This window comes from Pseudomonas sp. MYb541, assembly GCF_037479595.1.
Lineage (GTDB): Bacteria > Pseudomonadota > Gammaproteobacteria > Pseudomonadales > Pseudomonadaceae > Aquipseudomonas > Aquipseudomonas canadensis.
The window spans coordinates 119,532-140,172 of the sequence record NZ_JBBGYS010000010.1; the positions used below are offsets into that span (position 1 = coordinate 119,532).

The following is a 20,641-nucleotide window of genomic DNA, read 5'->3' on the forward strand; positions in this document are numbered from 1 at the left end:
TCGGTGCTTGCCCTGAGTCAATCCCACGGCCCTTTATCGCAGTTCCGGCACATGACAAATGCCCAGGTCCTGATTCCTCATCAGTTGCAGGGTCAGACGCTCAACCACTGCGTTGACCGCCCGACGCCGGGGTGCGCACAACGCTTCCATTTGCTGGAGGTAGTCGCCATCGGTTAGGTTCTGACTGTTTTCAAACAATGCCTGCTGTCGTACCTCAAACGGCTGGGTCGCCGCGCTGAATGAGTGGGGAAATTGCTGCTTGAGATGAGCCCTCCAAAAAGACAGTTGTGCGAGGAAACGCAAGAATGCCGGAGACATTTCGGCGCTGAGCACTTGTTGGTGAGCGGTGTCCAACACGCCTTGGGCAATCAATGCTCCGTAGCGCAGGTACTTCGGCTGCCCTGGTAGCGCCAATACGTCAGCCAGCCCACTGCGATAGGCCAGGCTGACCTCCAGGGGTTCCAGATCCGGATGCTCAGCGGCGTACATAGCAGCGAGTTTCTCCAGCTCGCTCAGGCGAAACAAGCCGCGCCCCAAGCGCAGCAACACGGCTGGGCTCGCCTGCGTCCGACCAGCTAGGCGTGTCGCCTTTTCGATCTCCATCAACACCTCCAACTGGCTAAAAATGTGCGCAGCCCCATCCCCGCAGTTCACCGGATGGGCAGAGAGCTGGAAGACCTGCTCACGTAGCGCGACGCTCTCATGGGTCGACTGCAAAACTTCCCACACCCGCCGGGTCAAATCTTCACGCACATGACGGCTGTCGGCTGTGCCCGCCAACTCAGCCAGCAGCACGAACAAGGGTTCCGACTCGGGGTCATCGCGCAAACTGGACCAAATGCTGCGTTTATTCTCATCCCTGTCGGCCACCTCATCCGGTAGCCATAACGCTCTGGCTTTGAGTTCGGTCAAGCGCGGTGGATCATCTCCCAGGTACCCCATGCCAATACCGACCGCCTCGCGGTAGCGGGTCAACGCAGTGACCGTCGCAGGCGACAACGAATTACCGCCGAGGTTGAGCGCCTGGCTGTAATTGCGGCTCGCGGTGTACAGCCAGTCGGGCAACACGGTGATCCAGTTGTCGCGCAGGTCAACCTGGTCGAGAAAGGCCAGACGTTCCAGGCCAACAGGGACGTCGACGGTTCGGGTGTCTTGCAGCAACAGTGTGTGCAAACCCTGCATTCGGGTCACATCCAGGCCGACCTGAAGAGGGTTGTGGCTTAAGTCCAAGCGACGCAGCGTAACCATCCCGGCCAGTTTGAGACGCGTGTACTCGCTAAGCTGCAGCTGGTTATGAGGCAGCGACAGGCTTTCCAGATCGGGCATCAGCGAGAAGACTTCCGGCAGCCGGGTGAGATTATTACGACCCAGTTCCAGGCGGCGCAGGCCCTTGAAGAGCTTCAGGTAATAAGCGACATCATCACCCAGGCGCATATTATTAAGTGACAGCTGGCGGACATGGTCGAAGCGTATATGAGCCGGCACTATCGGCAAGGTGCCGATACGCATGCCGTCCAGGGTCAGTCCGGCGACCGACGCTTGGCGCTCATCCAGCACGAAGCTTTGGCGCCGCCAACAGGCTTCGATGCGCCTGGCAACCTCCTGGCGGCTTTGACGAATATCACGCAGGTCGCCCGGCAGTTTGGTCATATCCTGAGTGTGGCTGCGCCAGCGCTTGAGAATCCCGCGCAGTTGAGCCCACTGTTCCTCCAGTCGTTTGACGGTCTTGGCACGCGCTAGATAATCAACGCCCGACTCGGTCAGAAAGACCGACGCTTGTGCATCGGTGAACGACGGGTAAATCCGCTTCAGCTTGCGCACCAAGGCCGCCGGATGAACCTCCAGCCCCACCGGTGAGTCTCCCATCACACACGCTTGTTCCACCACCAGCGGTTCGTGGGCAGTTGGGGCGAAAGCCTCGGCAGCCACCGCCCGCTCACCTTCGGCCAGGTCGGCCACCTTGCGACGCAACCGCCACTCGTTATCGGTCCTCAGCAGCAGTAAACCCAGGTCCGCTCGCTGCTTGTCATGCAACGCCCTTTCAATCGCACTGAAGAGTCCGTCGGGGCCAGACTGAACATCCGCCATGCTCAAGCCATTGGCATCAAATGGCTGGAAACCTGCCGCTGTTTTGACCACCACACGGCGTTGACTGGCGCCCTCAAGCGCACCCAGGGCCAGTAAGTCACCGGTGAGCGAATCCTGGCGCAGTTCCAGGTGCAGCGCCTTATCCCATCCGGGCAGACGAGGCAGTAGCCGCACAGCGACAGATTGGCTATCGACGCCCGCAAGCTCCGGTAATTGGAAGCCCGCCAGAGCACGGTCCAAGCGCAGCTCCTCCAAGGCATTGCGCACAGACTCGGCCAAGGCCATAGGGATGCGCTGATGCGTACGCAAGATCTCAAGCTCCACCGTCGAGAGCTCGGCCACCAACTCTCGCATCAGCGTGCGCGGCAACTGCGGCCACGCCTTGGCAAGCGGCTCCGACACCTGCGGGATCGACCGGTCATAGGCCAGATAAGCTCGTTCGAACAGCGGCCTGCGATCCGCTTTCAGGTGTGCCAGTAATCGGCTCACCAGGACGGCATGTTCCTGATCGTGGGCCACACCGTCTCCCAGCAGTGCACGCTTTTGCGCGTCATCCATGGCTGACAACACCACATCAAATACCTGGCCCGCTTTAAGGTTATGCTCAGTCACCGTCAAGCGTTGAACCGCGTCAACGGACGTTGCTTCAGGATGGCGCGCCGTGACGTTACCCTCAGCATCCAGGCACTCGAAAAAACGTGCCCTGGGCCACTCGGGCAGCAACGGTAGTGCCTGCATTTGCAACGTGGCGGTTTCAGCATTCAGGTAGACACCCCGCTCCAACTGCCAGATCAAGTCTCGAATGGACTGATCCAGTTTGAAGCATTCGAACAAGTCGCGAAAACGCGCAGGCAATGGCAGGCACTCCTGAGCCAGGTAACTGCCCCAACCGTAAGGCTTGTCCATGATCGCGCTGACCATTTGCAACTTCCTGCTGTCCAGCACCGGTTGGTGGCTGCGCGGTTCCAGACGTGAGAACACATGTTGCGGATCTTCCCACTCTTCAGGGTGCTCAAGCGTAAAACGCCAGGCCCCCTCGCCATTGTGCAGCAGGGTTGGACGATAGGCCGCCTGGCGCGTTGGATGGACGGCGCGCCACTGGCCCAGTTTTGCGTCGTAAACGACGCGATGGACGAAACCGTTGATCTTGATGCAAGCGCCATCATTCACCGGATAGAACCCTTGGGCATCAGGCTCCACCCCCTCGACCAGCGTTTGATCATGACCATAGGAGGAAAAGTTCGGGCGCCACAAACGCGGGCTGCCATCACTTGACTCCACAGGTTCCAGTGCCCCGAAAAACTGGTCAAAACTCAACCGTGCTCGCCGCCACATCGGGCTGACGACCTTGACGCCTGCCGCAAACAGCGCCATTGAAGTGAGGCTTTGCGCAACCGCGCCCAACTGCATGAGGGCTTCCTCCCGATCATTGCGGCGCCAATCCTCAATGCCTTCGAATACTTGCGAGACGATCTGCCCTACGGCCACTCCAGTCATCAGTATGCCCAGCGCCGGCACGACAAAAGCGGCCAGGTTGAGTACCGTCAACCCGGCGTCCAGATACGCCAGCCTGCGCTGCGTTCGTTCTTGCTCATCAACATCCACCGTCGGTACTGCCAGGGTGCGTGCATCGATTTGCAGCTTGCCGACGCAGGTACTGAAAAAATGGCTGGCCAGACTCCCCCTAATGGGCATGCCTTCAATCGCACCCAGCGTGCGGTGCTGATCAAATGCACGGAAGAAGCTCAACCGGTCAACCTCCCCCAGGTAGCGCGTAAAAAACGTTCGGTACGTTGCTACTTCCAACTTCAAATCCAGGTACGTCACATAGTCTTTGAACGTCGGGTACTCGAAAAACGGTCGCACCGGCTCGTTCGGCATGTAGACCAGGCACGGTTCCATTGGATAGTCAGCAACCGGCCTGCCCGAAAACACCACTATCCCCCACAGACAACTGTCCCTGGCATTCAGGCCTTGCCACATCACCGGGCGCCCCTTGAACAGCACATCTCGGGCGTTGTCCGGCGCAAGGTTTCTGTCCAGCAGCGTACACACCACCCCATGGGCATCTGGCGTGATATCCGCGCGTATGAGCGCAATATGCGCGTCGATTTTCATGTCCAGTGTTTTCATCCGGCCGATATCGACTGCAGCCGTGTTGACACGAAACGTGTCATCGGTGCCCGGCGGCGGCAGGTTGAATACATCACTGATGTGCTGTTGATACAAACGGCCCAGGTCGAGGCTGCGGCAACCTTCGACGAACGTCTGGGGTGTGATCGCCAAGCGCCCCGTTACGGTCGAATGCAGCATCGACTCCGGCGAAAAATTGCCAACACGTGCCTCACTGAGGGAAAAGTTCTGCATGGCCCTCTGCAACAGGCTCTGGTGTTCCAGCGTGAAGGTTTTCACGTAACCCAACGGCATTTGCTCGGTGTGATAGTTAGGTATCGCCACGATGAAAGTGTCTTTTTTAGGACGCACGGTGATGTTCCAGTTCGTTTTGCAATACGCCGTCAAATGCGCCTCACAAAACGCGTCCAGAGGCTGCAAGCGCGCCAACAACCGCGCAAACTCGGCCTTGGGCACCTCCACTAGTGCCGCGTCGCGCTCCAGGGCTGCCAATACGCTGTCTGGCGCATTGATCATCCACCCAGGCATTTTCTTTTGCAGTACCTGAGCTTTGTCGAGGTCTGCAGTCATCTCCAGGAGCGCGCTTTGCAATTGCTGCTGAGTCAATTGGGTAAATACGTGAGTCAAGTCATCCTGTGCCGACATCGGCGAAGTCCTTTGCTTACTGATTCAGTACGCAGTATTTGCGCCATCGCGGCCAGGTTGGCGTTACCGGGCTAACACCGTGACTTGGCCCGCCAACGCCCGGTGCGGCGACAGGTCCACACCGCCGGGTATGTGATCAGCTAGAATGGCCGCCCTGCCTTTGCCTGCTGTTAATTTTATGAGCCACCCATGACCCCCTTCATCCACGCCCAGCTTGACTGGGACGACCAAGGCCGCCCGCACTCGCGGGTGTTCGACGACGTGTACTTCTCCGATAAGTCCGGCCTTGAAGAAACCCGCTATGTGTTCCTGGAACAGAACCGCTTGCAGGAGCGTTTTGCCGCCTTGCCGGTGGGTGGTCGGTTGGTGATTGGCGAGACCGGCTTCGGTACGGGCCTGAATTTCCTTTGCGCCTGGCAGCTGTTCGAGCAACACGCCGTGGCCGGTGCACGGCTGCATTTTGTCAGTGTGGAAAAGTACCCGCTGAGCCACGCCGACCTGCAACGCGCCCTCGCCCTTTGGCCTGAACTAAAACCCTTTGCCGAACAATTACTCAAGCAATACATCGCGATCCACCAAGGCTTCCAACGCCTGATCCTGGATAACGGCCGCGTGACCCTTACCCTGTTGATCGGCGACGCACTGGAGCAACTGCCGCAACTGGATGCGCAAATCGACGCGTGGTTTCTCGACGGTTTTGCCCCGGCGAAAAACCCGGACATGTGGACCGCCGAACTGTTCGCCGAACTGGCGCGATTGGCAGCACCGGGCGCAACGATCAGCACGTTCACCAGCACTGGCTGGGTGCGCCGGCTGATCAATGCCGCTGGTTTCAAGATGAAACGTACACCGGGTATTGGGCACAAGTGGGAGATCCTGCGCGGAGAATTCCTTGGTTGGCCAACCGATGCGCCTGTGCCGCCTGCCGCCAAGCCGTGGTTCGCACGGCCGCCTGCCATTGATGGCGAACGCCACGCCCTGGTAATCGGCGGCGGCCTGGCCGGCTGCACCACGGCGGCCAGCCTGGCGGCGCGCGGCTGGCAGGTCAGCCTGCTGGAGCGCCATACGGCTCTGGCGCAGGAAGCCTCGGGAAACCCGCAAGGCGTGCTCTACCTCAAGCTGTCCGCCCACGGCACAGCCCTGTCGCAGTTGATACTCAGTGGTTTCGGCCACACCCGACGCCTGCTGGAGCACCTGCACCGAAGCGTCGACTGGGACGGTTGCGGCGTGCTGCAACTGGCCTTCAACGCCAAGGAGGCCGAGCGCCAGGCGCAGTTGGCCGCCGCCTTTTCGCCCGGCTTGCTGCACCTGCTGGACCCGGCCCAGGCCCAAGCGCGCGCAGGCGTGGCGCTGGAGCACGGCGGGTTGTTCTTTCCCGAGGGGGGTTGGGTGCATCCACCGGCGTTGTGCGAGTGGCAGGCACGCCATCCGCTGATCACGGTGCTGACACATCACGAAGCCCTTGAGCTGCATCGCGTTGACGGCCAGTGGCACGCCCTGGCCGGTGACACCCGGCTGGTCAGCGCGCCGGTGGTGGTGTTAGCCGGTGCGGCCGAGATCAAGCGTTTTCCGTTCAGCGCCGACCTGCCCCTCAAGCGTATTCGCGGGCAGATCACACGCCTGGCGCAAACCCCGCAGAGCGAAGCCTTGGCCACCGTGGTCTGCGCCGAAGGCTACGTGGCCCCGGCGCGCCTGGGCGAGCACACCCTGGGCGCCAGCTTCGACTTCAAGAGCGACGACCTGACGCCGACCGTCGCCGAACACGCCGGTAACCTGGAGATGCTGCGGGAGATTTCCGTCGACCTGGCGCAACGGTTGGGTGCCGACGCATTGGCCCCCGAACAGCTGGAAGGCCGTGCCGCCTTCCGCTGCACCAGCCCCGACTACCTGCCGATTGTGGGGCCGCTGGCCGAACGCACAGCCTTCGACCAGACTTACGCAGCGCTGCGCAAGGATGCCCGCCAGATCCCACAGACCGCCTGCCCGTGGCTTGACGGCCTGTACATCAACAGCGGCCACGGCTCGCGCGGCCTGATCACTGCGCCACTGTGCGCCGAACTGCTGGCGGCCTGGCTCAACGACGAGCCGTTGCCGGTGCCCGCCAGCGTGGCAGAGGCGTGCCACCCCAATCGGTTCGCCCTGCGGGCGTTGATTCGCGGCACGGGTGGGTGAAAGCTCGGCCACCCAGACCTTGTCAGCGGCAGCGACCACATCCTTATTCGTCACCTCGGCCAATTGCCCAAAGCGCATATGCCTGGGTTGGCCGGGCAGGTCAACCGTTTCCAGGTAGGGCGGGCGTCGAAACCCCGCTGGCAACTCCTTCAGAGAACAACTGTTCAGGAACAAGCCGCGCAAGTCGAACATCCGATCGATCAGCGGCGCGTTTAACAGCGGGTTGTGGTTGAGGTTCAACACCCGCAGTTCGGCGACGCACATGGCCAAAATCCGCCTCGGCGGGCAACTGGGGCAAAGCACCGACGTTCAGGCCCTCCAGCTCCAGTCCGAACATCTCGATACCGTACTCGTTGCGCAGCAGTGTTTTACGCGTCCAACTGCGCTCAATCGCCTCGGCACTGCTTTGCGTCCGTCACCCGACTCCCTCACTTTTTGCATACATCCCAGCGTTGTTTACCGCCATTGGATCCAACGTCACGGCACACGCAGACTGGTATTCAACCGATCAAGGCTCTTTGCCTTATAACCGATTGTTCTAAAACTCCCACGATAGGCGTGTGTCAGTTTCTGGGTACGCGCCCTTCTGGGCGTATTGAGTGTTTCCCCTCCCCAACGGAAAAACCGGTAAGGAATTTATGTGCGGATTAGCTGGAGAATTACGTTTCGATGCCCAACCTGCCGACCTGGCTGCGATTGAGCGCATCACCCATCATCTGGCCCCCCGTGGCCCCGACGCCTGGGGCTTCCACGCCCAAGGGCCGATTGCCCTGGGCCATCGACGCCTGAAAATCATGGACCTGTCGGACGGCTCGGCCCAACCGATGGTCGATGCGCACCTGGGCCTGTCCCTGGCCTTCAACGGCGCGATCTATAACTTCCCGGAACTGCGTGAAGAGCTGGAAGCCCTGGGCTACGCCTTCTATTCCGGCGGCGACACCGAAGTGCTGCTCAAGGGCTATCACGCCTGGGGCGAAGCGCTGCTGCCCAAGCTCAACGGCATGTTTGCCTTTGCGATCTGGGAGCGTGACGCCCAGCGCCTGTTTATTGCCCGTGACCGCCTGGGCGTGAAGCCGTTGTACCTATCGCGTACCGGCCAGCGCTTGCGCTTTGCTTCGGCACTGCCGGCGCTGCTTAAAGGCGGCGACATCAATCCGATCCTGGATCCGGTTGCGCTTAACCATTACCTGAACTTCCACGCCGTGGTGCCTGCACCGCGCACCTTGCTCGCCGGCATCGAAAAAATGCCGCCGGCCAGTTGGATGCGCATCGACGCCAGCGGCAAGACCGAGCAGAAAGTATGGTGGACCCTGCCCTACGGCCCACACGAGGATGAAAAAAACCTCACTCTCGAAGACTGGACCGACCGCGTGCTCGCCAGCACCCGCGAAGCCGTGGCCATTCGCCAACGTGCGGCTGTTGATGTGGGCGTGCTGCTTTCCGGTGGCGTCGATTCGAGCATGCTCGTCGGCCTGCTGCGCGAAGTGGGCGTACAGGATCTGTCGACGTTTTCCATCGGTTTTGAAGATGCCGGTGGCGAAGCGGGCAACGAGTTCCAGTACTCGGACCTGATCGCCAAGCACTACGGCACCCGTCACCACCAACTGCGCATCGCCGAAAGTGAGATCATCGAGCAACTGCCGGCCGCCTTCCGTGCCATGAGCGAGCCGATGGTCAGCCATGACTGCATCGCCTTCTACCTGCTGTCGCGGGAAGTGGCCAAGCATTGCAAGGTGGTGCAGAGCGGCCAGGGCGCCGACGAGTTGTTCGCCGGTTACCACTGGTATCCGCAGGTGGACGGCGCGAGCGATCCCTACGCGGCTTATCGCGAGGCTTTTTTCGACCGTAGCTACGACGACTACGCGGCCACTGTCGCGCCGAAATGGCTGACCGCCAACGACGCCGCCGGCGACTTTGTGCGCGAACATTTCGCCATGCCAGGCGCCGACGCCGCCGTGGACAAGGCCCTGCGCCTGGACAGCACGGTGATGCTGGTGGACGACCCGGTCAAACGTGTCGACAACATGACCATGGCCTGGGGCCTGGAAGCGCGTACGCCGTTTCTGGACTATCGCCTGGTGGAACTCTCGGCCCGTGTGCCTGGCAAGTTCAAGCTGCCTGACGGCGGCAAGCAGGTGTTGAAAGAAGCTGCGCGTCGCGTGATCCCGAGCGAAGTCATCGACCGCAAAAAAGGCTATTTCCCGGTGCCGGGCCTCAAGCACTTGCAGGGCGATACCTTGAACTGGGTGCGTGAACTGCTGCTCGACCCGAGCCAGGATCGCGGCCTGTTCAACCCCGCGATGCTTGACCGCTTGCTCACCGACCCGCAAGGCCAATTGACCCCGCTGCGCGGCTCCAAGCTGTGGCAGTTGGCGGCGCTGAACCTATGGCTCAGCGAACAAGGAATCTGATCGATGAAACCCCATGCAGCGGCTTACAGCCAACGCTTGCTCAAAGGCCAGGCGCCCACTTATGAGCGCCTGCAAGCCCGCCTGGCGGAAGATGGCAGCCCCTTGGCAGCCGAACCGATTGCCGTGCATTGCGGTTGGGGCCGGCTGTTGATCGGTCATACATTCCCAGACCCTGCCAGCCTCGCCCAAGAGTTGCTCAACGAGCAGCCGGGCGAACGGGATATCGCACTGTATGTGGCGGCGCCCCAGCAGATTCTGGGGATTGATCCGCAGCAGTTGTTCCTTGACCCCTCCGATACCTTGCGCCTGTGGTTCAGCGACTATCGCCCGGCCACTCGGGTGTTTCGCGGTTTCCGCATTCGTCGGGTCCAGAGCGAGGCGGATTGGTTGGCGGTGAATCAGTTGTATCAAGGCCGCGGCATGTTGCCGGTCGACGCCGAACGTCTCACACCGCGCCATCAAGGTGGCCCGGTGTATTGGCTGGCGGAAGACGAAGACAGCGGCGCGGTGATCGGCAGCGTCATGGGCCTCAATCACCAAAAGGCCTTTCACGACCCGGAAAACGGTTGCAGCCTGTGGTGCCTGGCAGTCGACCCGCAATGCACGCGGCCCGGCGTGGGCGAAGTATTGGTGCGCCATTTGGTGGAGCACTTCATGAGCCGTGGCCTGAGCTATCTGGACTTGTCGGTGTTGCACGATAACCGCCAGGCCAAGAACCTTTACGCCAAGCTTGGCTTTCGCGCGCTGACCACTTTTGCGATCAAGCGCAAGAACGGCATCAACCAGCCGCTGTTTCTCGGCCCGGGCCCACAGGCGGGGTTCAATCCCTATGCGCGGATCATTGTCGAGGAAGCCCATCGGCGTGGCATCGACGTGCAAGTGGATGACGCCGATGCGGGCTTGTTCACCCTGAGCCATGGCGGGCGTCGCGTGCGTTGCCGTGAATCCTTGAGCGATTTGACCAGCGCCATCAGCATGACCCTGTGCCAGGACAAAAGCCTGACCCACAAAGTGCTGAAAGCCGCCGGTTTGAAACTGCCTTCACAGCAACTCGCGGGCAGCGCGGATGACAACCTGGAGTTTCTCGACGAACACCTGCGCATCGTGGTCAAGCCGCTGGATGGCGAACAAGGCCAGGGTGTGGCAGTGGATCTGCAAAGCATCGAAGAGGTGCAGCAGGCGATTGAAGCCGCGCGGCAGTTCGACAGCCGTGTGTTGCTGGAGAGCTTTCACGAAGGGTTGGATCTGCGCATCCTGGTGATTGGTTTCGAGGTGGTCGCCGCTGCGATCCGTCGCCCTGCCGAAGTGACCGGCGATGGCCACCATTCCATCGGCGCGTTGATCGAAGCCCAAAGCCGGCGCCGCCAGGCCGCCACCGACGGTGAAAGCAAAATCCCGTTGGATGCCGAAACCGAACGCACCTTGAAAGCCGCCGGCTTCGACTACAGCAGCATCCTGCCCCCTGGCCAGACGCTGGCCGTGCGCCGCACCGCCAACCTGCACACCGGCGGGTGCCTGGAAGATGTCACCGCAATCCTGCACCCAACACTGGTGGACGCCGCCGTGCGCGCCGCCCGCGCCTTGGACATCCCCATGGTGGGCCTGGACCTGATGGTGCCCGCCGCCGATCAACCCGAATACGTGTTTATCGAAGCCAATGAACGGGCCGGCCTGGCCAATCATGAACCGCAGCCTACCGCGGAGAAATTTGTGGATTTGCTGTTTCCCCATAGCTGAACGATCCGAACCCCAGGAGTCTTTATGAGCCGAACCATCCCCGAACCGGATCTGAATTACCTGCAAAAAGTCCTGCTGGAAATGCTCGCTATTCCCAGCCCCACCGGATTTACCGACACCATCGTGCGTTACGTCGCCGAGCGCCTGGAAGAACTGGGCATTCCCTTCGAAATGACCCGGCGCGGCACCATCCGCGCAACATTGAAAGGCCAAAAAAACAGCCCAGACCGCGCCGTGTCCGCGCACCTGGACACCATCGGCGCTGCCGTGCGTGCAATCAAGGACAATGGCCGCCTGAGCCTGGCACCGGTGGGCTGCTGGTCGAGCAGGTTCGCCGAGGGCAGCCGCGTCAGCCTGTTCACCGATAACGGTGTGATCCGTGGCAGCGTGTTGCCGCTGATGGCCTCCGGGCATGCGTTCAACACCGCCGTGGATGAAATGCCGGTGAGTTGGGACCACGTGGAATTGCGCCTCGACGCCTACTGCGCGACCCGCGCCGATTGCGATTCCCTGGGGATTGGCATCGGTGACTATGTGGCCTTCGACCCGTTGCCGGAATTCACCGAGAGCGGCCACATCAGCGCCCGTCACCTGGATGACAAGGCCGGTGTCGCCGCCCTGCTCGCCGCGCTCAAGGCCATCGTCGACAGTGGCGAACCCCTGCTGATCGACTGCCATCCGCTGTTCACCATCACCGAGGAAACCGGCAGCGGTGCGGCCGCTGCCTTGCCGTGGGACGTCAGTGAGTTTGTCGGCATCGATATCGCCCCGGTCGCCCCCGGCCAGCATTCAAGCGAGCACGCGGTGAGCGTGGCGATGCAGGATTCCGGCGGGCCGTATGACTATCACCTGTCGCGGCATTTGCTGCGCCTGGCGTCGGAGAATGAACTACCCGTGCGCCGCGACCTCTTCCGCTATTACTTCAGCGATGCACATTCAGCGGTCACCGCCGGCCACGATATCCGCACGGCCTTGCTGGCGTTCGGTTGCGATGCGACCCATGGCTACGAGCGTACCCACATCGATAGCCTCGCGGCCCTGAGTCGTTTGCTGGGTGCTTACATTCTCAGCCCGCCGGTGTTCGCCAGTGATGCGCAACCGGCCCAGGGCTCCCTTGATCGATTCAGCCATCAGATCGAGCACGAGACGCAGATGGAGAGCGACACCCGTGTGCCATCGGTGGACAGCCTGGTGGGCAACAAGTCCTGAGGCTGGCAACTATGATCCCGGCGCAGTAGCATCGCCGGGATCCATCACCCGAGGCTTGTATGCTGATTCCCTACGACGCACTTGAAGTCGACACCCTCACCCGCCTCATCGAAGACTTTGTCACCCGTGACGGCACCGACAATGGCGACGACACACCCCTGGAAACCCGCGTGCTGCGCGTGCGCCAGGCATTGACCAAGGGCCAGGCACTGATCGTGTTCGACCCGGAGAGCGAGCAGTGCCAGTTGATGCTCAAGCACGACGTGCCCAAGCATCTGTTCGACTGACCGGGTTTCAAGGGTTGGGCACAGGCACCGGATACGTTCTGGCGTCTTGGCGTTCGAGGATTTTCTGGTACACCTCCGCTCGATGAACCGGCACCCCGGCCGGCGCGCCAACGCCGAATTTCACCTGGTTACCGTTCAACTCAAGGATGTGCACGGCGATGTCATCGCCGATGGAAATGACTTCGCCTACAGCGCGGCTTAGGACCAGCATGGCGGTTGTCCTTTTAACAATGAAAGGACCTCGACCATGCGCGCACGGGGTGGGCCGCAGCAATGGCTCGCGGCGAAAACAGGCACTGCCTACAAGAGCAGGTAAATTGCCTGACAGAGCACTGCCTGATCAGCCCTTGGCCGCCTGCGCTTTGGCGCGCATTTTGTCGGCCATGGTGGTCATCTCGTCATAGAGCAACTGCGGGTTCTCTTGCTTCAAGGCCCAGGCCATCCGCCCTTGTTCATGGGGCAGGATCATGAACTCGCCCTCTGCCACGCGCTGGTAGATGTAATCGGCAATCTGCGCCGCCGAAATCGGCGAGCTTTCAAGCAATTTGCCCACCTGGGCCTTCATCGCCGGGGTTGGCCCACGAAACGAATCGAGCAGGTTGGTCTGGAAGAACGATGGGCACACCACGTGCACGCCGACTTCCTGCTGCTTGAGTTCCACCAGCAGGCTTTCCGACAGCGCGACCACGCCGGCCTTGGCTACGTTGTAGTTGCTCATCGCCGGCCCCTGCATCAATGCCGCCATGGACGCGATGTTGATGATGCGACCCTTGCTCTTTTCCAGCAGCGGCAGGAACGCTTTGCAGCCCTTGACCACGCCCATCAGGTTGATTGCGATCTGCCAATCCCAGTCCTCCAGGGACAGTTCGGCAAAGAACCCACCGGACGCCACGCCGGCATTGTTGACGATCACATCGATGCCACCCAACTTGACCTCGCAAGCCTGGGCAAACGCGGTGAGCTGGCTGTAGTCACGCACATCGCAACGCTGGATAAACCCGTCGCCGCCTGCCTCGCGTACCAGTTTAAGGGTTTCCTGCAGGCCCGGCTCGCTGACGTCCGACAAAGCCAGCTGCCACCCTTCACGGGCCCAACGCAAAGCGATTTCGCGGCCCAGGCCCGACCCGGCGCCAGTGATCATCATGCGATTTTGCATAAGAAGTAGCCTTGTGGTTCACGGAAGAAGTGACCGGCAGTGTAGCGAAGGTCTTTCCTGCCCCCATCCACCATCAGAATGATGAATGCCCCTGGCAAACCGGCAGCTGGGTCGGAGGCTCGCGTATAGCCTAAGTTCAATATTTTTCAACTAACCACGCGCATTCGCGAACGCACTAAAAGAAATAAGCAAGTTTGCGAAATGCTTTAAAAAAATACTGAATTTTCCGCAGTTGTCGACAGTCGGAGTTGTTAAGGCGTTCGTGAATCAACTAGCGGGCCTATCGTTAATAACCGGTCTTTGCAGAAGGCCAATAAGGAAAAAAACCATGAGCCTCATTCTGATCATTATCCTGATCCTCCTGCTGGTCGGTGGTCTGCCAGTATTCCCTCACTCGCGCAACTGGGGTTATGGCCCGTCGGGTATTCTGGGTGTCGTACTGGTGGTCCTGCTGGTACTGTTGTTGCTCGGCCGGATATAAAAGCCAGGCAAAAAAAGAGGCCTTTGAAGGCCTCTTTTTTATTGCCGGTTAATTAGTCCGGCTTACCGTCAACTACGCCAGCGGTGTTATCCAACAGGCTCTTGGTTGCCGTCTGCAGGAATGACTCCAGCTTCTGCCGTAATGCAGCTTCGTCCGGCGATTCAGCAATCACTTTGCCGGTCGGGTTGGCGCCCAGCTCATATTCCCACAGCTTGGGCGGCATTTCCTTCGGCAGTACCAGCACCCGGTCGCCGGTGAGCAACGCGACCGTCTGGTCGCTACCCGAAGGCTTGATCACGCCAAAGCCCTTGTCGCCTTCCGGCAGGTTCAGCAGGTCGCGACCCCAGCACTGGTGCAGGGTTTCGCCACCCAGGCGGCCCATGATGGTCGGCACGATGTCGATCTGGGTGCCGACGGTGTGGTCACGCTCGCCGAACTTCTCTTGGATGCCCGGTGCAATCATCAGCATCGGCACGTTGAAGCGGCCCAGATCCATTTCGGTGATTTGCTGCTCGTTACCGAAGCCGTGGTCGCCCACGATGACGAACAGGGTTTCCTTGAAGTACGGCTCCTTGCGGGCCTTTTCAAAGAACTGGCCCAAGGCCCAGTCGGAGTAGCGCATCGCCGTCAAATGCTCGTCGAGGCTGCCACGACCCGTGACCTTCTCCACCGGCAATGGCGTCGGCAAGGCATACGGCGTGTGGTTGGACAGGGTTTGCAGCAAGGCATAGAACGGCTTGCCGCCTTCGCGGGCTTTCAATTCTTCCAGGCCACGGTTGAACATATCCTGGTCGGACACGCCCCACGTCGGGTCGGAGAACACCGGGTCAACGAAGTCGTTACGACCGATGAAGTTGGTCATGCCCTGGTTGCTGAAGAAGCCCGACTGGTTGTCCCAGGCGAAATCGCCGTTGTAGACATACACATCGTCAAACTTGCGCGCACTGAGCAACTGCGGCAGGCCCGACAGCTTGTGGCTACCTTCGGGGGTCTGCATCAGGTATTCGAACGCCGGCAGGTTCGGGAAGCACGCCATGGTGGCGAACATCCCCTGGTGGGTATGCGTGCCGTTGGAGAAGAATCGGTCGAACAGCAAGCCTTCCTTGGACAGTTTGTCGAAGTACGGCGTGATATTGCCCGGACGCCCCAGCGCGCCTACCGAGTGACCGGCGAAGCTTTCCATCAGGATCACGACGACGTTCTTGATCGGCAGGGTTTTCTCGGCCGGCGGAGTGAACTCACGGCGCACGGCGGCGGTGTCGGTATCCACCAGTTTTTCGGTCGGCAGCACCAGCATGTCACGCACGGTCTGGGTCGCCAGCGGCTGCTCCAGTGTGGCTTTCCAGGTGTTGTCACGGTGTTCGGAGAAACGTGCCTTGGCCGCACCGATCAACGACAGCGTGCCATTGAGGCCCAGCTGGTTGGCGAAGTTCGAGTCGGTGGTGTACACGTCCCCCCAACGCAGCGGCGGGCCCTGGCGCAGGGTGCCACGAATGGCGACCACGGCGATCAGCAGGCAGACCACAAACACGGCGATACGGGTGTACCACGGTGCCACTTGACGGGTGCCGATACTGCCACCGCTGAACGGGCCGCGCGGGCGCGTTGCGCGGTCGGCGCCTTTAAAGGCCATGCTCAGAATCAGCGTACCCAAGGCCCAGGCCAGCAGGTAGCGCACCACCGGGAAACCGTACCAGAGCATGCTCATCACGGTTTTCGGATCTTCCTTAACGTACTGGAAGACCAGGCCGTTGAGACGCTGGTGGAATTCACGGTAGAAGTCCATTTCCATCAGGCCCAGGAACAGGGCAATGCTGGACGCCACGGTCAGCCACAGACGGAAGAACCCACGCGCGGCCATGGCGCGGACGCTGAACAGCGCCAGCAGCAGCGGGACCAACGCGTACATCACAAAGCGGATGTCGAAGCGAGTGCCATTGACAAACGCTTCCAGGAAGGTCGAGGCCGGCGTGTCGAGGATCATTTCGCGGTTGTACACCAGCAGCGCCAGGCGCAGCAGGGAGAACATCACCATCATGACCAGTGCGCAGAGCAGCGTGTACGCCAGATGGGATTTGACGGTCGGTTGCAGCAAGCGATTTGAAGCTCGCTGCTGATTCAGGGCGTCCGGGTTTGCCATGTCGTTTTAGGACCCATTGGAAGTTTAAGTGACGAAGTAGTGCAGTGGCGCGAATGGTGCCCGATCAATGCCAGCAAGGCTATTAATTACTGAACGCGCACCGCAGCCCCGCCTTTAGTGGCGCTTGGAATAGAGCCCTGGCAGGGAAATAAAGCCGGCGAATTGTCTTGGATGGGATGTGAAAATTCTGTGCAGCGAATATTTCGATACACAAAATGAAATGAAGTGATAAGCCGTGGCCTGGCAGCTGTCGAGACAAGGCTCGAAGTTGCCAGGCTTGGCGTAAGCTCAGATGCGCACGTTGCCCCGCGGTCCGGCGATTGCCCAGATGATCAGCCCCAGCACCGGCAGCAGCAGGATCAACAGGATCCACAGCACCTTGGCGCCCGTGCTCGCGCCGCTTTTGAACACGTTGATGATCGCCCAGATATCCAGCGCCAGGATGATCAGCCCGATCAAGCCATTAAAAGTGGAACCCATGGTGTCGCTCCTAAGTGAGGGCATGCACTTGTAGGATAGTCAGCGCTGGCGGGGGTTCCGTTTTATTTCAGACGTGAACGGCGATCTTTAGCGCTTCCAGGGACGGCTCAGCCTTGATGCCGACTTCAGCGCACAGCGCCAGCACGCGTGGCAGATCGTTACCGTACACCAGCACGGCCTGAATCTCGTCATCCAACAGTTGACTGAAATTGAGCAGCACATAGCCACCGTCTTCCGGGCTCAGTGCACTCATCTGGATCTGTATGCGGTTCAGCGCGGTGAGGTCTTCGGTCTTCGCAAGCTGTTTGGGCTTGAGGTTGAATGCCACGCCCGGACCGAACGAGGCGACGATCTGCGCGAACAGGTCGCCGTAGGTGTCGGCCTGGAACAACACGGTTTCCGGCAGGCTGCCGACGACGACCCACTCCCCCAACGGAATCGGGAAGCTGTCGTCGTAGTTGATATCGGGGTTGGCCGCCAGAAACGCCACAGGGTCCGCGTAGGCCTGGGCCGCCTCATCGGCAATGCGCGCCACTTCGTCCTCGCTCATGACACCGGCGCTGATTTTGCTGATGAGTTCGACGAGGGCGGTTTTCATGGGTGTTGTCCTGTGGCGGGCGGGTTTTCGAGGGCGCGTAGCCTACACCAGTTTTTGCAACTTCGCCGCCGTATCCACTGCGCCCATGGTGTGTGCTGCCGCTAAAGCCGTTGCGCCTTGGGCATCAGTAGCCTTGGGGTTGGCGCCCTGGTCAAGCAGGTAGTCGAGCATTTCCACGCGGTTGAACATCGCCGCCATCATCAATGCGGTACGGCCATCGGTGGACGAGGCATCCACTGGCGCACCGCCTTCGATCAGTGCCTTGACCACCTCCAGGTTGCCCTTGAACGCCGCGCCAGCCATCGGCAACTGGTTCTTGTCGTTGGCAATCAGAGGGTCAGCCTTGAATTCCAGCAGCACTTTTACCGCGTCGGCATGGCCGTGGTAGGCCGCCAACATCAACAGGGTGTCGCCATTGTGATTACGGAAGTTTGCCGGCAAGCCCTTGGCCAGTAGCGCGGCAAGCATAGCGGCGTCGCCTTTGCGGGCGACGTCGAACACCTGCTCGGCAAATTCTGCAGCTTCGTCATCGGTCATTTGTTTGGCTTGGTCTGACATGTGGGGCTCCTTGTCTGGTCCTTTATATGGCGCCCAGTGTCGCGAGGGAGTTCCCGCCTGTCATGGCTTTTTTGTCAAAAGGCGCCATAGCCAGAATCAATAACGCTGCTTTTAATAACGGAACTGGCCACCTTGGATCTGCGCCAACAATTGTCCCGTCACCGGCACATAGCAGTCCGAACCTGGCAACCAGGCGTATACCGGGTCATTGCCCGCTTTTTCAGGGTCGAACGCCTCCTCCTTGAGCTTTACCTTCTGGTATTTGAACGTACCGGTGGTTTCCATCTTGACCTTGATACGCAGGAACAACGGCACCGCGTAGTGCGGCAACTGGCCGTGGGCGAATTGCAGCAACTCACGCATATCCAACGAGGCCAGGGATTCGCTCGGGGTGATGGCAACCATGCCGGCGCGGCCGTTGGTGTTTTCGATTTCCACACCGTAGGCCACCACTTCAGCGATCTGCGGGTGCTGCAGCAGCACGTTCTCGACTTCGGTCGTCGAGACGTTTTCGCCCTTCCAGCGATAGGTGTCGCCCAAGCGGTCGACAAATTGCGCATGACCGAAGCCGATGCTGCGCACCAGATCGCCGGTATTGAAGTAGCGGTCGCCCTTCTCGAATACGTCGGTGAGGATCACCTTGCGGTTCTTTTCCGGGTCGGTGTAGCCGTCATAGGGCGACCTTTCATCGATCCTGGCCAGTAGCAGGCCTTGTCCACCCGTCTTCACTTTATGCATGAAGCCATCGCTGCCACGAATCGGCTCACCGCTGTCGTGGGCGTAGTCCACCAGCGCCCAGTGCTGAAGGCAAAAGCCGACGGTGTTATCGAAATTCAGAATGTTGGTGAACCCGATATTGCCGTCGCTGGCGGCATACAACTCGCAGACATGCTCAACACCGTACCGCGCCTTGAACTGCGCCCACACGCCAGGACGCAGGCCATTGCCAACCATCTTGGTCACACCGTGATCACGGTCGTTGAGGTTGGCGGGTTGATCGAGCAGGTAACGGCACAATTCACCGACATAACCCAAGGTGGTCGCCTTGAACCGGCGGGCGTCATCCCAGAACTGGCTGGCGCTGAACTTGCGCCGGATGGCGAACCCTGAGGCCCCGACAATCGCCGAGCCCCAACACACGCAGAGGCCGGTGGCGTGGTACAGCGGCAAGGTGCAATAGAGGACATCGTCCGGGCCCATGTCCAAGGCGATGCTGCCGAAGCTGACAGCGGTCTTGGTCCAGCGGCCATGTTTCATGATGCCGGCCTTGGGCAGGCCCGTGGTGCCGGAGGTGTAGATATAGAAGCAGGGATCGTTGAAGAAGATCTGCGCGGTGCTGGCCGGGTTGTCCACCGGGGCGTCGGCGCTGGCGGCCATCAGATCGCAGTACCCGTCAGGCAGCGCGCTGACCTGTTGGTCAGCGACAAACCAGGTGCGCTCGGCGGGAATTTCCACTTGATTGCGTACGGCCTCGTATGAAGCCACCAATTCCGCGCCCACCACAATCGCCGCCGGGCTCACCAGGTTCAGACTGTGCACCAGCGCCGCTTGGGTCTGCGCCGTATTGAGCATGGCGCAGATGCCGCCCAACTTGGCTACAGCCAGCACATTCAGCAGCAACTCGGGACGGTTTTCGATAAACATCGCTACCACATCGCCCTTGCGAATGCCCTGGGCCTGCAAGTGGTGGGCGATACGGTTGGCGGACTGGTTGGCTTGCGTGTAGGTGAGCACGCGGTCGGCGTACAACAAAGCGGCGCCCTGTGGAATGCGCAGGGTAGCTTGCTCGAAGTGCCAGCCCAGGCCGCAGGGCTGCTGAGGGTCGGTGACGTTGGCGGCACGCATGCCGCGCACCACCCGTGGCAGGGCGCGAACAATGGCAGGCACCTTACGCAGCATCATGCTCCAGGTGATCATGTCGTTTTGCGAATGGCTCATGGGAACGTCCTTTTTCTTATTCTTCGTAAACCTTGCAGGAAAGTACGTCAGCCTCTCTTCGGCTGTACACGCAGGATTTGAAAAGTTTTGTATCCCGATGAACGCCCGCTGAAAAAAGGAATTCAGCGACGCCGATGCAGTCTTTAGGAATAAGGGCGGGCCCGTTCGGCGCCGTCGAGCCACGCAAAATGCAGGATGCATGATGGCCATTCATGCAAATTGCACGAAACCGAAAATTTGTAATTTTTATATCTTATTGATTTATAACGATATTTTATAAAACCAATAGCTGGCACAATCACTGCACCTATCTCTCCATGCTTGCCAACTTGAGCCAATGGAGCTGATAGACATGAGCCTGATCCAAGATAAATTCGCTTCAGTATTCTCCAACTACGACGTCACCACCCAGCCACGTCCCGACGGCGGCATCCTCTTGACCCTGCGCAACAGCGAAGGCAAGCAGGTCAAGCGCTCCATCTCCTACCAGCAGCTGCACACGGCCGACCAATTGACCTGGGTGATCAGCGCCATCCGCCGCGACCTGGCTGAACAAGCCAGCGACCTGCCACAGATTTCGATGCTGCAAAGCCAGAACCGCTTTGCCC

General features: G+C 60.2%; 15 protein-coding genes. 7 read left to right on the forward strand and 8 right to left on the reverse strand.

Annotated features, from left to right (window positions below):
* Window positions 1–33: 33 nt before the first annotated feature.
* Complete coding sequence (locus tag WH299_RS08790; RefSeq protein ID WP_339550067.1) at window positions 34–4,866, reverse strand: NEL-type E3 ubiquitin ligase domain-containing protein; 4,833 nt, start codon at window positions 4,864–4,866, stop codon at window positions 34–36.
* Window positions 4,867–5,055: 189 nt separating this feature from the next.
* On the opposite strand from WH299_RS08790, the gene mnmC reads away from it, so the two are divergent.
* The 5 genes from mnmC (at window position 5,056) to WH299_RS08815 (ending at window position 12,682) form a co-directional block, all read left to right on the forward strand.
* Window positions 5,056–7,038, forward strand: a complete 1,983-nt coding sequence (mnmC, locus tag WH299_RS08795; RefSeq protein ID WP_339550068.1) for a bifunctional tRNA (5-methylaminomethyl-2-thiouridine)(34)-methyltransferase MnmD/FAD-dependent 5-carboxymethylaminomethyl-2-thiouridine(34) oxidoreductase MnmC — start codon at window positions 5,056–5,058, stop codon at window positions 7,036–7,038.
* A gap of 638 nt (window positions 7,039–7,676) precedes the next feature.
* Window positions 7,677–9,449: an N-acetylglutaminylglutamine amidotransferase gene (locus WH299_RS08800; RefSeq protein ID WP_122725761.1), complete on the forward strand. Its 1,773-nt coding sequence runs from the start codon at window positions 7,677–7,679 to the stop codon at window positions 9,447–9,449.
* A gap of 3 nt (window positions 9,450–9,452) precedes the next feature.
* Window positions 9,453–11,186 carry an N-acetylglutaminylglutamine synthetase gene (gene ngg / locus WH299_RS08805; RefSeq protein WP_339550070.1) on the forward strand — a complete coding sequence of 578 codons (1,734 nt, stop codon included), beginning with the start codon at window positions 9,453–9,455 and terminating at the stop codon, window positions 11,184–11,186.
* Between the two features lie 24 nt (window positions 11,187–11,210).
* On the forward strand, window positions 11,211–12,395 hold the full coding sequence (locus WH299_RS08810) for an osmoprotectant NAGGN system M42 family peptidase (RefSeq protein WP_016976388.1): 1,185 nt from the start codon (window positions 11,211–11,213) through the stop codon (window positions 12,393–12,395).
* Between the two features lie 59 nt (window positions 12,396–12,454).
* Window positions 12,455–12,682, forward strand: coding sequence for a YheU family protein (locus tag WH299_RS08815; RefSeq protein WP_003192759.1), 228 nt, complete (start codon window positions 12,455–12,457; stop codon window positions 12,680–12,682).
* Window positions 12,683–12,689: 7 nt separating this feature from the next.
* Here the strand turns inward: WH299_RS08815 and csrA are convergent, their stop codons facing one another.
* The gene (gene csrA, locus WH299_RS08820; protein WP_122725756.1) at window positions 12,690–12,893 is read right to left on the reverse strand and encodes a carbon storage regulator CsrA; all 204 of its coding nucleotides are present in this window, start codon (window positions 12,891–12,893) and stop codon (window positions 12,690–12,692) included.
* A 129-nt stretch (window positions 12,894–13,022) separates the two neighbouring features.
* The gene (locus WH299_RS08825; RefSeq protein ID WP_122725754.1) at window positions 13,023–13,838 is read right to left on the reverse strand and encodes an SDR family oxidoreductase; all 816 of its coding nucleotides are present in this window, start codon (window positions 13,836–13,838) and stop codon (window positions 13,023–13,025) included.
* Between the two features lie 328 nt (window positions 13,839–14,166).
* Here WH299_RS08825 and WH299_RS08830 point away from each other — a divergent pair, with 328 nt between their 5' ends.
* Window positions 14,167–14,319, forward strand: coding sequence for a DUF3309 family protein (locus tag WH299_RS08830; RefSeq protein ID WP_015885095.1), 153 nt, complete (start codon window positions 14,167–14,169; stop codon window positions 14,317–14,319).
* Window positions 14,320–14,371: 52 nt separating this feature from the next.
* Here the strand turns inward: WH299_RS08830 and WH299_RS08835 are convergent, their stop codons facing one another.
* From WH299_RS08835 to WH299_RS08855, 5 genes are all read right to left on the reverse strand, one after another.
* On the reverse strand, window positions 14,372–16,459 hold the full coding sequence (locus tag WH299_RS08835; protein WP_122725752.1) for an LTA synthase family protein: 2,088 nt from the start codon (window positions 16,457–16,459) through the stop codon (window positions 14,372–14,374).
* Window positions 16,460–16,747: 288 nt separating this feature from the next.
* Window positions 16,748–16,939: a PLDc N-terminal domain-containing protein gene (locus tag WH299_RS08840; RefSeq protein ID WP_003172956.1), complete on the reverse strand. Its 192-nt coding sequence runs from the start codon at window positions 16,937–16,939 to the stop codon at window positions 16,748–16,750.
* Between the two features lie 67 nt (window positions 16,940–17,006).
* The gene (locus tag WH299_RS08845) at window positions 17,007–17,537 is read right to left on the reverse strand and encodes a hypothetical protein (protein ID WP_122725749.1); all 531 of its coding nucleotides are present in this window, start codon (window positions 17,535–17,537) and stop codon (window positions 17,007–17,009) included.
* 42 nt (window positions 17,538–17,579) lie between these two features.
* Entirely contained in the window at window positions 17,580–18,095 is a 516-nt protein-coding gene (locus tag WH299_RS08850) for an ankyrin repeat domain-containing protein (RefSeq protein ID WP_339550072.1), read from the reverse strand.
* A gap of 111 nt (window positions 18,096–18,206) precedes the next feature.
* The gene (locus WH299_RS08855) at window positions 18,207–20,033 is read right to left on the reverse strand and encodes a long-chain-acyl-CoA synthetase (RefSeq protein WP_339550073.1); all 1,827 of its coding nucleotides are present in this window, start codon (window positions 20,031–20,033) and stop codon (window positions 18,207–18,209) included.
* A gap of 352 nt (window positions 20,034–20,385) precedes the next feature.
* Here WH299_RS08855 and WH299_RS08860 point away from each other — a divergent pair.
* The coding region (locus WH299_RS08860; RefSeq protein WP_339550074.1) for a DUF3509 domain-containing protein at window positions 20,386–20,641 on the forward strand (256 nt) is incomplete at its 3' end.